The sequence below is a fragment of the Mycoplasma buteonis genome, from assembly GCF_000733865.1.
Taxonomy (GTDB): Bacteria; Bacillota_I; Bacilli_A; order Mycoplasmatales; family Metamycoplasmataceae; genus Mycoplasmopsis; species Mycoplasmopsis buteonis.
This window is the reverse complement of the sequence record NZ_JPOK01000004.1, coordinates 24,771-41,663: the sequence shown is the minus strand read 5'-3', so window position 1 is coordinate 41,663 and position 16,893 is coordinate 24,771. Positions and strand designations below refer to the sequence as shown.

3 protein-coding genes are annotated in these 16,893 nt (G+C 27.7%); all 3 read right to left on the bottom strand.

The annotated features are described in order from the left end of the window. Window positions 1-174: 174 nt before the first annotated feature. Entirely contained in the window at window positions 175-6,033 is a 5,859-nt protein-coding gene (locus EI91_RS00225) for a coiled-coil domain-containing protein (RefSeq protein ID WP_036451783.1), read from the bottom strand. A gap of 306 nt (window positions 6,034-6,339) precedes the next feature. Beyond that, window positions 6,340-8,517 (bottom strand): hypothetical protein, encoded by a 2,178-nt coding sequence (locus tag EI91_RS00220; RefSeq protein WP_036451781.1) that lies wholly within the window; start codon window positions 8,515-8,517, stop codon window positions 6,340-6,342. An 11-nt stretch (window positions 8,518-8,528) separates the two neighbouring features. Further along, entirely contained in the window at window positions 8,529-16,889 is an 8,361-nt protein-coding gene (locus tag EI91_RS00215; RefSeq protein WP_036451778.1) for a hypothetical protein, read from the bottom strand. Window positions 16,890-16,893: the final 4 nt, after the last annotated feature.

Genomic DNA, 16,893 nt, shown 5'->3' with positions numbered 1-16,893 from the left:
AACTTATTAACACATTTTTTCAGTATTTTAATATTTTTCTTTTTATTATTAGATTCTTTTTTAAGCACTATAAATTAGAGCTCTATAGTTATTTTTAATTTTTGCACTTGATAAATTTACTCATTTTCATTTTTAGAAACTAAAAAAAGCCGCTTCTGCGACTTTTTAAATTGACTATTTTCTAATTTTAAATCAAAATTCACCAATAGAAGTACTATATAAAGCTTGTCTTGCTGAGTTTTTAATAATACCATCTTTTCATTTTGTTGTATCTGCAAAATCAGTAGCAGTAGCCATAGGTACTAATCTAGTTTGAGTTGGATCATTACTTGGATAGTTAACTGTAGCTTGTCCACCATTAAGTGGTCAAATAGGAAATGCGTTTCCATATGTACCTGAACTACCTAGTGCTAGAGCTAATCTACCACCTCAGTCGCTTCCATCAGCTTTAAATACTTTTGAGTTATCATCTTTCATTGAATAATAAGCAAAAAGTTTTTGTAATTCATCAATTGAAGCAACATAATTTGGATTCTTATTAATTTTTGCAACAACTTCTTTTGAAAACTCTTTGTATTTAGCAGGAATTTTTTGGTCATTGTTAAAATCTGTAAATGCAACTTTCATTTTTTCTGGTGCACTATGAAGATAGATAACATTTTCTACTCAAGTATTGTAAATATAAAGATTTTTTGTTGCTACATCATAATCGAAAGCAAATTTGTAAAGGTTAACTGATAAAGCAGGTTTAATATCATCTAGTGTTGAATTTCATCAGTTAGTAAGCGGAATAGCGTTAAATGTAACTCTTCATCTTGAATCATATGTTTCAGGTCCAAATTCAGTTCCATGGTCATCACCATATGTTGGTAATCCAATCGGTTTACCACTTAAATATTGAACAAAAGCAATTTCTTTTTTGCTATCATCAACAAAAATTCTATTTAATTGCTTATCTAATGGTGTATATAACGAAATGTTATATGTTAAAGCTAGCGATTCTTGTGTATTAAATAAGAATTTAAAGTAATTTGAATTAGTATCTTTATTAATTAATAATGTTTTTCTGTTTCCATCAGTATCAACATCATTATTTCCGTTAAAGACTGCATCTTTAAATTTATCATAAGCTTTTTGAATCATAGCGTTTTTAATGTCCGCAACATTTGTAGTGTTTCATCCGGCTTCTTCAACGTTAAATAACAATACTTTAGATCTAAGACCTACGTTGTATTTATCAGCTTCTGAAGTTGAACTAGGATTCATTCCACCATAGAAAATACTACTATTTCCACTTTGAATTCTAATAGTATCTAAAGTTTTAAAAGCAACAGTTACTTCTCTTTCGAATTCCACTTTTCCTAAAATTGAGTTTTGAGATTCATAACTATAAACTAGTTTCATTTTTAAACTTTTACGGTCAACGTCATCTTGTTGTTGAGCGGTTAAATCAAATCAGTCTGATACACTGTATTTTTTAATTTTAACTTTAAATGTTCCACTTGAAAAAATTGATTCTTTTTGTGATGAATTAGCAACATCTTTTTTAGTGAAGGCAAATTGTTTAAAGTTATCAAGAAGTGCATCAGCATTTGTAATATCAAATGTATCAGATTGATTTTGAGCATTTAATTGATTAAAGACATCAACGAATTTCTTTCTTGTAACTTCATCTTTAGCAATAATTACTTCGTATTTTTTGCTAAAGCTACTTGCTGGAGCTCCTGGATTTGCTGGTAATGGATTACTAATATTTGTAGTTTCATCAATTTGCTTAAATAACATGTTAATTTTTTCTTGTTGATGAATTCAGTTTTTAAAATCAACAGCTTTTTTAAGCACATCAGTAATTTTTTGTGGTAATTGACTTTCCTTGTTAAAAATACTAAATTTAAATTCAGGTGTCATGCTTTCAATTAACTCTTGAATTTCTGCAATATATGCATTTGCAAAAGTTTCATACTGAGTTTTGATTTCGTTAGTGTATTCTGAATTTATGTTATAACGAATTGATTTATATAAATCAGCAAAAATTTGAACTAATGGATTTTCGCTAGTAATTGCTAATAATTTGCTTCTAACAGTAGATTGAAAATCAAAAAACTTATTATTTAAATCATTTAATGAGATAGCAAATGAAGCTAAAGCTGATGATGTGGTAGCATCTTTAACTTCGCTATTATATCTGCTTAATAAGTTTTCATATTCATTTTTAATTGCATTAGCTTGATCTAAAAGTTGTTCCTCAGAAATAAATTGATATAAGTTAACATTCTTATCATCTAAATTATTTTTGAGAGGTTCTAATAAATCAGTTAAGTGCTTATAAAAACCAGGAGTTGCACTTGCATCATCCATTTTATTAGCAAATTCGGTTTTAATTTGTGTAATAAATTGATTTAAAATACCGTTACTATTTGAATTTAAAATATGAATAATATTATTAATTTTATTTTGATAGTCATCAATATTTGTGTAATTTACTGTTTTAACTTGATCGATTGTGTTTTTAAAATCAGTTAATTTTGTATATAAATTATCATCAATATTTGCTCCGCTACGCGCTGAAGTAGCATTTGGTGTAAAGTCTAAGACAAAATCTTGCACTATCATCTCAATTTCTCTAATTTGAGAAAGTGATAAATTATAAATTTTAAAAATTTGAATTTTAACTACATTTTTAGCTTCATTTAAATAATTATTAACTTGACTATAGCTAAGTTCATCTTTTTTGCTGTCAGCTTCTTGTAAGTCATCAATTGCAACTTTTTGGAAGTTTTCTAGATATAAATCATTTGCATTTTGTTGTTTTAAATCACTTGTAATATTTTGAATATAAGTTTTAAGGTTTTCGGCAAAAGCTTTTTGATTAGCTAATTGATTTCTTTTTTGTGTTAATAATGTATCAATTTTAGATTCTAATGAGCTAATCATTTGTGTCTTAGCATCTTCATCATTAACTGGTGCTTGTAAAACGCTTACTGCTTGGTTAATTAGTTCTTTTAGTTCAGTAAATGTTGTAGTAACTACATTATCATCTAAATAAGAATTTTGAATTGCTACGTAAGTTTTAGCACTATCAATTCTGTTTCTTAGTTTTTGTGAGTTTAAAAAGACTGTTTCAATGTAATTATCTTTTGGATTAGCACTTCTACGTGAACGATTTTGATTTTGTTCTGCAATATCACCAAAATATTTTCTATATAATTGGTCAACTGAAAGTTCACCAGCTTTATAATCGTTTTTAAAATTCTGAATTAAACGATTAATTTGTGTTTTATCTTCTGTAAGTAATGTCTTGTCATTTGTAAATTTAGTAATAAATTTTTCAAAAGCAAACAAGATATCTAGACGTACAAATTGATGATTAACTTTAGCGATTTGTGCTTCAATATCACTTGTTTCATTTACTTTACTAAACATTGCTAATGATTCATCAACAAGTGCTTGAGAAAGCTCTTTAGCTTGATAAATTTCAGATTGGCTATCATTGTTATAAACTTGTTCAGTTAATGTAGAAAGTTTGTTTGTGCTTTCTGCTAACTCTTTTAACTTATCAATTTGATTTGCAAGTTTATTTAACTTAGCTTCAAGTTCTTGAGCTAAAGCAATCGTATTTAAATCTGTATTTTCTTGGGTTAAAGCTGCTAGTAATTTATTTAAGCGAATTTTAAGTTGATTCTGATCTTGGTTGTAATCATTATCCTTGATTTCTTGCAATTTTTGTTGGTTATTACTACGAGCTTCATTGATTGTTAAGGCGTCTTTATATTTATTTTTTAAAACAGTTATTAAATTATCTAAATCACTAATTCATGTATCTGATAATAAATCTTGTAATGAACTATTTTGAGTTTGAGAAATTGTTGCTTCTCATATTAAATTAATCAAGTTCTTTTGATCTAAGTAGTTTCAGTTAACTGATAACTGCACTCATTCTTCTGTTTTATCACTAAATTGTTTTTGAAGCTCAACGAGTTTCATTAAATGTTCAGCACGCTCTTTTAAACGATTGACAACTTCAGCTGTACTTTCAACTTTTAAAGCTTCTCTTTCAAAACTTCCAATATAATCAAATTGTTTATCTTTTTGAGAGCTACCATCAACACCATTTAAACTAAAGTAATTTACTTTTTCTAGCTCGGTTTTAATGCTTTCTAAAACTGATGATAATAAAATGATGTTTTGTGCTTTTTCAACTTCTTTACTTAAATCATCAATTAAACGAGTATATTCAGCTTCTGTAGCTTTAGCATATTTACTTCTAGCTATTTTGACAGAGCTATTTAATTTCTTAATAGTTTCACGAATTATAAATGCTTGTGAATCGTTGTTATCAGCAGCAATTTTATTTGCTTTAGCTACTTGATTTGCTAAAGCAGCAATTTTAGTAACTGTAGAGTTTAATTCATTTAATTTATCATTTGTTTTAACTAAATTATCTCTGTTATTTTCACTTATTGATGCCTCTTTATATTTATCTAAAACATCATTAACAATAGTTGCTGCTTGTTCATCATAACCACCAACTTGTTTGTCAAGTTCATCTTGAATAGCTTTTCTAATTCCAGTAGCATCTTTTGATCCTTTTTTTGGATCTCCGATTTTATCAAGAATTAATTGTCTAAGTTTTTGAATATCAACTTCTTTAACATAAATATCATTTAATCTCTTAAATAATATTTTTAAATCTGAGTAATTATTTTCAGCTTTTGGTTCGCTTTGATCTAAAGCTTGTTTTAAGTTAGCTAAAGTAGTTCTTTGTTCATCACTAAGTTTTGGATTTGCATTTAATTCCTTAATGTAATCAGCAACTATTTTTTGAAGTGAAAGTAATTCCTTTTCATCCTTAATTTTTTGAATTAGAATTTCTAATTCACCTCTTGATTTTGCGTCATTTACATCAGTTGTTAAATTACTAATAAAATTCTTAGTTCAAGTTTTTAGATTTTGGTGCTCTGTATCATCACCAAAATCAGATGCATCAACTGTTGTTTTTAATTTACTTAAATCATACTTAGCTAAATCTTTATAGTATGAAACTTCAAGCTCATTATAATAATTTTCAACTTCTTCAAAACCAACTTCTTCTCTTCGGTTTTCTTCTTTATCTGTTTGGTAATGAGTTTTAGTATCTTCAAAAGTAGTAAATTGTTGATCTGTATTTGTTTTCTTTACATTTTCAATGGCTTTTTCAATTTCAGTAACTCTTGCATCTGTTTTTTCAATTAATTTATTGAAATCATTTAAAATCTTAGTTTTTTCAGCAATTGCATCACGAACATCACTAAGAAGTAGTGCTTCTTCAGATTTAATTGCAGGAACAGTTAACGTGTCATCATAAAGAATGTTATTTTTCTTTTCTTGCAATGCACTAATTTTTTTGTTTAATCCTTGGAAAATTTTTCAGTTACTATCTGCACCTAAAACTTTGTATAGTTCGTTATATGCATCAGAAAACTCTTTTTTAACACGAGCGATGATTAAAGCATTTTTAGCGTTTTGAATTTTAAGATCAATTTGCTCTATTGTATCACTTGTAGATAATTCGTTATCATTCACGACATTTGAGATATAAAGAGCTACTGTTTTATCTGTATCGTTATTATAAGTTTTATAAGCTTCTAATAACTGACCTAAAACTTTCGCTAAGTCTCTTTGATGTTCAAACGTTGTTGCAATTTCAGTAATTTCATCTAAATTGTTGACACCTTGCTTATATGAAACATAATTATCAACTTTACTTGCAGCAAAATTGTAGTTTTGGAATAATTTATCATCACCAGGTTCTTGAACTTTAGTTGCTTGAATTTCGCTGTTTAATTTATTAAGTTTATCAATTTGATATCCAACTTTTAAACCTTGATTTCTTGCTCTTAGAAGCTCTCTAGTAGTTTCTAATTGATTTAAATTAGGTGTTGTATCAATTGAATTCATAGCTGCAATTAATTTATCAGCATCTGAAATTTGGAAGTTTGCATTTTCAGTTTCTGATGCGACTCTAACATCTTTATATTCTCCTGAGTTAACCATATCTCTAGTTTTAATTAACTCATTTTTTTCTAGTTCAACATCATATAAAGGTTTAATTAAAACAGTTGTCTTATCAATTTGATCAACTAGTAAATTAGTTGCTGTAACACCTTTTGTTTCACCTGCTTTATTTTTTAACTGATTGTAATTTGCTCAAGCAGCTTGTGCTGCTGGTGAGTTACTTACACCAAATTGAGTTTCAATTTCAGCTTTTAATTTATCTAAAGATTGACCAAGAAGTAATTCTCTGTTTTTTTCTTCAGCTCTTGCAACAGCATCTTCTAAGTTCTTTTGAGCAGCTGCAATTTATTCGTGTGTTGCATTAGTATCGTTAAATAATGCATTAATTTGTGCTTGTGCTTTTGCGATGTCATCTAAATAACTTGCAAGTGCTGGACCATTTTTTGAATTTGCTAGTTCATCAGCAATTGCTTGCCCTAATACTGACGCATCACTAAGATCTTTCGTAGCTGGAGCTGTATCAGACATATTTTGTAATTGATTTTTAATACTATTAATTTGTTGATTAATTTCAGGATTACTATCACCTTCATTAACTTTGTTTTGCAATTCTTTTAATTTTGCAGTTAATTCATCGTATTTATTAATTCTATCTTGCTCGTTTTTAGTAAAGTCTTCACCATTTGGATGAGCAAAAGCTGAATCTAAAAAGCGATCAGTTATTTGAGCTTTATTTTTAGCTAAGACAACATCTAAAATATCGTTAGCATTAGTGAAAATAGCTTTATAAAGTTTAATTTGCTCTTCTAATTCACTTGACGTTGCTGGATTAAAAGGTTTAACAAGTATGCTAGTAGCTTTATTTAATTCATAAATTTTAGCAAAGACAATTTGAGTATCTTTTGGATTTTGTTTTAATTTAGCACCGTACTTATCAGCAATTTCCATCAATTTAGTTAAGTCATTTTTTAAAATTGATCTATAGCTTTCATCAGCGGCATTTTTTACACCTTCTAAATAAGTGCTTTCAATATTTTTAACTAAATAAGAATTTGAAATACTTTTTTGTAAATCGCTAAGTTGAGTTTTAATTTCTTCATCAGTTAGCGAATCATTTGCTATAACTATCATTCTTTCTTTTAAAGCTACTAATTGTTCGTGAGCAGATTTTCTAGCTTTAATTTCGCTAACAATTTTGTTATATAAAGCATAAGTTAAATTAAGCTTTTTATTAATAGCTTTGCTACTATTTAAAATTTCATTTAATTTATTAACAAACTGCTTATTTTCAGCTTCAGTTACATATTTATTTTGTAATCCATTTGCAATTTCACGTTTAAAGTCAGCAACAAGTGTATTAATATTTTCTGCTAAGTAGTAATTATTAAATAAGTTACCTTTTGCTACTATTAATCCATCTTTAGTATCTTTTGAGCTTGCTGAAAGTAATTCTTGCCCTAATTGAGTTTTAATATTTTCTAGTTCTGGTTCAAATTTATCTAAATAAGGATTTAATGCAGAAATAGAAGCTAAAATTTCACTTTTGCTTTTGCTTGCATCGTTAATTTGCTCATAAAAAGTTTGAGAACTAGTTACTAAATTACGTAATTCTTGTTCGTTATTAATTAATTCTAAATCTTGATTAGTTTTATCTAAAAAACTTTGTGCTGCTTGTTTAATTTGAGCGTTAGCAACTTCACTATTTGCAAAAGCTTTTATTTTTTCTAAATTCTTTTCTAAATCTTGATAAATAGCTACAAGTTTTTTAACTTCACTAAGTAAATTATTTTTGAGTTGATTTGCTGTTTTTGCAGCAATATCTAAATCATTAAATCTAAATGGTTGACTAATAAGGCTGTTTTTTAGACTATCTACCGCATTTTTAAGAGGTTTTTTAATACCACCTAAATTAATACTCTTTTCAAATTCATGTAATTTTTCATATTCTGCTAAGTAAGATTTTAAAATTTCATTTTGTTCAACTAATTTTTCATTTAATTTTTGATTAAAATTCATTAATTCTGATTTTTTAGATTCAGAATCTAAATTAGATAATTTTTGTGCAAATGTTTTAAGTTCTAAATTTGGAATTTGATGAAATTGGTTATTCAAGTCTTGTTCTCTAATACGTGCAACTTGGTTAAGAATGTAAGAAGTTCAAAATTGTTCTTCTGCTTCTTTTGATGAAAAACTAAATTCACTTAAATTGTTTAGTACATGCTCTGCAAGTGAGTTTTCGTATTCTTCAATTTGATGCATCTTGTCAGTTAGTGTATTATCACTATTTCAAGCTTTTTGTGCTTGGACAAATTTATCATTAAATGATTCATCTAATTTTAAAATTGAAGAGTTGTCACTAGCAAATTTTTGACTTTCTAACATGTGTGTGTAAACAGAAAATGTTTTATTTAAGTTTTCATCATTGTGTGAAGCAATTATAGTTGCTCCTAAACCAATAGCAGAAGCACCTAAAATTCCATTAGTTGTTAATAAAGTAGTTTTAAGTTTTGTTTTTGATTTCATAAATTCTCCTTTTAGTGTAATTTCATAAAAATATCTAATTTTTCTAATGCATTAATGAATTCATCATGTCCAATACCATCACGGTAGTGTTTTCCTTGATCAGTAGTGTCTAGTTGAACGTATCGATCGGCACCTCAAAGCTTTAAAGTACTTGTAGTATCACTAAATGTATCTTTAACAAATTCACGATATTTGATTTTGCTTGCTACATATTTAGCAAATTTGTCAGCATCATTTGTACTTTGATTTGTCTTGCCTTCTTCTTTTGGTTTAAAAATATATAAATTACGTAACATTTCTTCGTTACTAATTACTATGTTTTGTGGAGCGTTATCAGAAGAGTTAGTTGCAAAGCGGTTTAATCATTTTCAGTTAATTACCATTGCAGCGTAATTTCCACTATCGTCTTGCACTGGAATTACAATAACAACTGGTAAAAATAACAGCATTTTGTTTGTATCGTTTACTCTTTTTGGATCGCTGTTATTTGCGTAAATATAACCATAATTAGTTTTGTAATCAGTCTTAGCTGGTTCTGTAAAAATTTGAGTATTTATGTATTTGTCACTTGATTGATAATCAATTCCTGATTGAGATGCAAGGTTAGGAATTAAAGTTTTTCAGTAAATTTTATCACCTACTTGTTTGTAACCTTTGTAACCTGCTTCTTTAAATTTAAGCTTAATTCTAAAGTTTTTAGTACTTGTAGATGTAGAGCTAGCATCACTTTTAGCTTCTTCATTAATATTTTCTGTAAAGTAGTTAACTGCTTGTGATTGTAAGTAACCAGAGCTGTATTTGATAAAAGCACTCATAAAGTTAATTGGTGCAGTTATGCTGTTTCATCCAGCTCAAGCATCTTTGAAAAATGGTTTAACACGTGAGTTATCAGCATTTGGCGCTGGATTTCAAAGGTTTTCATGCTTAAACATATCTTTAGTTAAAAGTAAATCGTCAAAAGTCTTAAATGTAATTGCAACTGAATCAAATTTAATAGCAAAGTTTTCTAGGTCACTAAAAGCACTATTATTAGCTGCTACTGAAGTTGGTTTTTCATAGCGAATTAATAAGCTCACAAATCCTTTTTTAATTGTTGCATCTGATTGCAGTTGGGTTTTAACATATTGTGAGCTTGGCTCGTTTGCTGATTTAATTGCATAAACTTTAACGTTATCTAAGTTAAAGATGTTTGCATTAGTCCCTTTGAGAATATTAAATTCGTTAAATAAATCTAAAACATTTGTTTTATCGTTTATTAATTTAGCTTTATAGTTTGTTCCGTCAAAATTAATTTCTGTTTCGTTTATTTGGTTTCCATTTAGTAAATCTTGGAATTGCTCAGCACTAGTTGTATCTAAAGGTTTAATATTTGAATAAACAAATTTATCACCTTGCGCTTTATTTAGGTAATCAAAAAATGTATTTGAATTTGATGGATAAGTAAATCATTTTCCTAAACCACTAGCGCGGTCGTATCCTTTAGTTAAAGCTAAGTATTCATCGATAGTACTACTTGTTTCTTTATTTAATTGAGATACTTCGGTTGCTAAAGCTGTAGCTGGAAGTGAAGTTTTTTCATATTCAAACTTAGCTTTTTCAAAGTTTGCTAAATTACTTGTTTCTTGTTTTGCAACAAGTTTAATAAATTCATCATAATTTGCCCTACCGATGTAACCATCAGCACCATCAATGTATTTCTTAAGCACATCAACTAAGCTAACTTTATCTTGATCTGATGTACCGTAAATTAATTCATTTAATTTTTGTTTTGAGTTAGAAATATTATTTAAGTAATTTTTGTATTTTTCAAAGTAAGCTGTACGTTTGCTTGTTACATCAGTATTATCTTCTGTAGCTGTTTCAAATTTTAAGTTAGCTTCACTATCATCATGTTGGATGTTTGCTGCATCTAAACTTTCTAGTTGGCTAGAAGCGTTATTAAATGCAGTGATTTTAGAATTTAAAGCATCAAATTGTTTAATAGTTTTTAATGCTGCAGTAATGTTTTCACTCTCATTATCAGTAAATTGGTTTTTCATTCTGATAAGTTGATTTTTATCAGCAATAAGTTTTGGAGCTGAGACATTAATGATTTTTGCATATAAATCTTTAAGAGTTGTGGCAGCTTTATTTAAACTTTCAATGATAGTTTTAGCATTTTGTTTGAATTTTTCATCAAAATCAGTTTTATCGGTTTGCTCGGCATTAATGTAATCTTCTGGATAATTTTTCTCAGCGGTTTGTTTGGTTACTTCAACGTATTTTGCTAGTAAATCAGCTGAAATTCCAGCATTTTTTTGTAAAAATTCTTTGCTTAATCCGTTTGCATCTTTGGTTAGAAGTTCGTAGTAAGGTTTAAATTTGTTTTTAAATGAAAGGTAACGGTTTTTTTCTCATGTTCAAATTTTTGCATATTGTTCTTTGTATTTTTCGTCAGCAGCATTAATTTTGTCATGAATTGCAGCGATATCATTTTCGTTTTGAATTTGTGTTTGCAGTGGTTGAATTGCAACAGTTTTATAATCAGCTAAACGAGGTGATAAATCATTATTTGGATAATTTGATTGCATAAATTTATCTAATAATACGTCACGGATATAAACTTTTAAGACTTCATCGCTCTTAGTTTTAAGAATTTGATCAATAATTCCGTCACTACCATTTTCAATTTGACTAATTAACTGATTTTTAAGGTTTTCATCATGTGCTAAGTTATGAAGTGCATTATTAGCTTCAGTAACTTTTGCTTCTAACTTAGTATATAAAGCTTGCATTTCGCTAGTTTCATAACTTGAATTAGATGCACTTTTTTCTTTATATTTATTTAAGTATTTTTCAGCTAAATGTACTTTCTTTCTTAAATTAATTGATTTTTCCATTGCGACTTTAAATGATTGTGATGAACCACCTTCAAGGAAAGTGTCAATGTAGTATAGATATTGTGTGTTTCCTTCTTTGTTTGGATTTTGTTTTAAATCAGCAAATGGAAAATCTAAAATTGCTTTTAATGGTTTTTTATCTTCTTCTGTTAAATAATCTTCATCACCACTTTGTGTTTTAAAATCAGCTAATTTTTTAGCAGCTTCTGCAATTTTAAATGCTAAATTAAATCTATTAACATAAGCGTTTAAATCCGAGATGGCTTTATCTAACTTAATGACATTTTTCTCTTTGTAGTAGTAATCTTTATCTGTTGCTATTTCGTTAGTTAATTTTTCTATAGAATTTGTAATATATTCATTAGTTTTAAGTTCTTCGCTAACTGAATCTAGTTTTTCTTGTCCTAGAGCGATTAAATCGGCAATTTCTTTATATTTAGCAAATAACTTACTAAATAGTGATACTTCATTTAATTTTTCACCAATTTTTTCTTCATTTTCAGCTTCTTTAATAAATAATGAAACTTCGTTATAGTAATCATTATTATCTGCTCATAACTTACTATATTTTGGTAAAACATCTGTTTGACCACCGGTAAGCTTATCTTTTTGAACAAATTTAATTCCTTTATCAGCAACACTTTCGTCATCATTGTTAATTCCTAACAACTCTTTTTTACGTGCTTGGTAAAAACTAAATGCATTTGCAAAATTAAACTCTAAAGCATTAATTAGTGAATTTTGCATTGAATCAACATTAACATCATTACTTGGAACTGATGCGATAATTAAATCAGCTAAAATTTTGGCATCTTTATCAAAACCATAAGTTGCTTTCTGTTCTGGTTTATAAACTACATCAACAAATGAATGATCATCATTAACAGTTTTTTGTAATGCAATTTTTGCGTTTTGGTGCTCAATTAAATCTTTAGTTTTCTTTAATAATGATTGAATTGACATAACTTTTGTACGTTCAGTCATATTTTCAGTTAATTGTTGTTGTAAGAAATCCATAAATGCTACAAATTTCTTTTTAGCTTCTACATTACCATTAGGAGTATTCCCTAGTGGATATTCTAGTGCATCAACTTGTTTTTTAACTTCATCATGTAAATTTTGCGTTTCAATTAATAATTGATATTGTTCAACTAATTTGTTGAGTTCTGATTCTTTTTTAATTAAGTTTGCTTCATCTAATTTTAAGTAATTATCCTTAGCGTTTTTAGCTTTCTCTGCAAGTAAATCTAAAATTACTTTATTAGATTCAGGAGCATCTGTTTTAGCTTTTTCAACTGTAACTAAGTCTTCAACTTTTTTAACAGCTTGTGCAAGATCTACTAAAGCGTTTTCCTTATCCATTAAATCACTAAGTTTTTGATCGATTGCTAAAATTTCGCTTTTATCTTGAACATCAGCAATATTTTGCAATAAAGCAGATATAAAAGTATCAATTTCGGTTTGCAACTGTGGATCATCACTTTGCATTTCTGTTAGCTTTGCATCTATTTTTGTTTTGTAAGCATCAATTTTGCTTTTTTCATTATCTTTTGCTTCTTGAAGTGTGATATTTTCAATATAAGTTTTAAATAATTCTTGACGTTTTTCACGAATCTCAGCAGAAACAACCGCTTGGTATCCTTCATTATCTAAACTGTCAAAACTTGCTTTTAAAAGTGCATTTTCTAGGTTTTGGGCAAAAATTTTATTTTGCTCTGTTTTTTGTTGTTTATTAAGATAATCTACAACTTCTTTTTCTTGACTTAATAGTGTATCAAGTGCCGTTAGACGATTAGTAAAATCTTTTACATCACTAATTTGAGTCGGATTAGTAATTGACATTATTTTAGAATCGTAGGCATCAATTAATTTTTTATTATTTGCTTTTAGCTTACTGTTAATTTGATCTACAGTTGCTTGATCTTTGAAAAGTTCAGCTGCATTAACATTTGGAATTTCGTTAAGTTTAGCAACTGATTCTACTGATTTTTTAAAATATAAATCCTTGTATCATGCAAGAGAAATTAAAGGTTTTAAATCTAAAATATCGCTTGTTTTTGTAGGATATTTTTGTGTAGCATCATCAAACTTATTTTTAATATCATCAAAAGTAGCAAACACTTCATCGCTATATTTGGTTACATTAACGTTTTGATCTTCTTTTTGTAATTGGAATTGAGTACGTAAATTTTCAATAGAATCTACTGCGCTTTTGTATTCTCTTAAAATACGGTTTTTTGTTTTTTCTTTTTCAGCGCGGTAGCTATCAATTTTTCTATCAAGAGAAGAAAGTTCTAAAAATGAAGTATAACGATCAGCGATTAAATCAGCGAATTTTTCTACATTTTTGTTAAAATCAACAACTTCATCATCTAAAATAGCACGTTTTAAATCTTCATCACTATATAAAAGTTTAAGTTCTTTTAATCTTTGGTTAGCTGCTATTCTACCTTCAGTTTTATTCATTTCTCTACGAATATCTTTAATTTTTAAATCAATATTACTGCGATCATCACCAACAGTAATTTGACTATCAGCTATTACTATTTTTAAATTATTATAAGCTTGTGGATTTTCATTTTCATCGATAGTATCTAGTTTAATTAAAGCTTCTTTAATTTGCATTGCAAGGTAAATTTGCTTTTTAACTTCGGTTTCTAAATCGTCAATTTCTTCTAAATTAACAGCAGTTTTTCCCTCAGTTTCAAATTTTTTGATAATATCATTTACAGCTTTAGTTAATTTATCTACATTTTGATTACTTGTTACATATGGTTCTTTTTCTGTGTTATTACCTGTGTATTTTTCAAGTCCAATTTCATGTCCAGCTTTTTTTAGTGCTGCGATGCTAATTGCATATTTTAAGTTTTCAGATTCCTCTTTAACCTTTGCTAAATAAGCTTGATATTCTTCTCCAGTATTAATATGCTTAGAATTGATTGTGTCCAAGTAAGTATTTACTTCTTGATTCAGAGTATCAGCTTTACTGATTTCTGCATTTGGAAGGAATTCACCTAATTCTTGTTTTTTAGCAATTTCAACACTAAGAGCAAGATTTTTATTAGCAATTTCTAGTTCACGAGAAATTTCTACAATCTCAGTAATTGCTCTAATTTTATTTCTCGCTTCTTCTCTTGTTGCTTCATCAAGAGCAGTATTACCAACAATTTCTTTAAGTTCATTAAGTTTGTCAATTAATTTTTGCTGAGTAGGTGTATTTTTTCCTTTTTCCATATCAGGAGCAAAAGTATTATTAACTTTTTGGATTGCTCTATCATAATCTGAATTTGCTTGATAGTGAGCTTGTTTTTCTTTAAAATCTTGAATTGCTTGTTTTAATTCTTCATTAAGTTCACTAGGGTTAGCATTTAATGGATCATTAATTGCTTGGTGAACTTTAGCTTGTAAATCTTTAATTTTTTGAATTTCATTTTCTAAAGCAGCTTCTTCTTGCTTATCACCTTTTGTTGAATCAAGAGCAAGTTGTGATTCTTTTAAGGTTTCTTCTAATTCTTTAAAGTCCGGAGCTTTATCAGAAATTGCTTCCATTTTAGCGTTAATTTCAGCAAGTTTTTCAGCTTTTTCTTCAGGTGTTAAAATTTCATCTAATGCAATTAACTGAGCTTCTTTTTGTAAGTTATGTAAATCATCTAATAATTCGTTAGCAAATTTATCATTTGGATTTGCATCATAATTAAATGCTTGTTTAACTTTATCGTCACTAGCATGTTTAACTTTGTTAGTTTCAGCCATTGTGCCATCAACTTCAACGTTTTCACTAGCAATACGATACTGCTTAATTAAGTTTTGTAATTGTGTTCTAGTTGCTGTTGAATTCTCAGGTGTTAAAAAAGCGGCTTTTTCATTTAAATCTGTAAGTAAATTTCTAGTGCTTTCTGTTAGTTTTGAATTATTTTCTAAATTCTCATTAGCAAAATCCACGTAGTTTTTAAGTTCTTCTTTATTAATATCTCTAAGTGAATTTGCTAAATGTTGAAAATTATTGTATAAATCTTTTAATTCAATTGCTGTATTAATTTGACTTTCAATTTTCCGAGCATTATCAGTTAATAATGGTTTATCTACTTTGTAACCATTTTGAATACTATCATCTGTTTGCTCTAATAACTCTTTAAATGATTCCTTGTACATCTTAGTTATTAAAGCATTATCTTCTAACTCATTTAAAACTTTTACAGCATAAGTTAAATACTCTTTGGGTGTATTAATTCCTTCGTGAATTTGATTTACTTTTCTTTTAATTTGGGTAGCAAAATCACTGGTAATTAATCTTTCGTTTGTTAAATCATTAATTCTTTTATTAATTTGTTTTTCCGTTTCATTAAAGCTTTCTAAATAAGTAGGAAGATCATTAAGTGTAAATAATAATTTATTTAGTTCATTTTTTGGAGTTTCATCTACCTTGATTTCATCTAAAAAATGAATAGCAAAAGTATTTGTGATAAATTTACTTTTTAATGTTTGGATTTTTTCTTCAATTTTATCCTTTAGTGATTCGGTAGTTTGTGTTTGTAAATCTTCAAAGTTATTAATTAAGTTTTGCAATAAATCATTTAAATGTTTTAGCTCTGTTTTTTTATCGTATGAATATTTTAAGTTACTTGATTGTGCTTGTTTTACATATTGATCAGCTAGTTGTAGTGCATAATTCTTTTTGTCTTGTTCACCTTCAAGAGCTTGAATTTCACTTTTAACATTTAAAGCTAAGGTGTTAAAGCTAATTTTAGCGCTGTTTAGTTCTGCTTGAGCTTTACTAATTTGATTAATTTCTCTGTCTAAATTATTTTTAATTACTTCAAGTGTATCGTGTGAGTAGCTATCTTGGTTCAAAATATTTAAAGCGTTAGCAACTACGTCAAGCACTTTTGATTTTTGAGCAATATTATTAAATGATGATTTTCCTTTAACAATATCTTCGTGTAAATTTCAAATTTGTGATTCTAAGTCAATTGTTAATTTATTTTGCAATTCAAGTAAAGGAGCAAGTTTATTAAATAATGCTTCCTTATCACTTTTTGAATTCACTGATAAACCTTTTTTAAGTTTTTTAACTTCTTTTTGTAAATCACTTTCCTTGATTAAACCTAAATAATTATTAACATTTAAATTTAAATCATTTGGTGATGAAATTAAAACTTTAGTTTTTAAAAGTTCTTCTTTTAATATGTTTCTTTGTTGCAACATTTCATAAACACTTGAATCTTTATTAGCTAAAAGTTGGTTTGAATAAACTACAAGATTATTTAACTGTTCTTTATATTGTTCTTCTAAATCACTATTTTTTGCTAAAAAGTCTTCTACTTCATTTTTCTGGTTTTTTAATTGTTCAAAAACGTAATTATCTTCAACTTTCGCAGTCACTTTATGATTTAATGCAACTAGTCACCCAAAAGCTCCTAGTGTTGTAGCACCTGCAATAAAAGTTGCATAACCCATTGTTTTATTTAAAATGTTTTTTTGATTCTTTTTCATAACA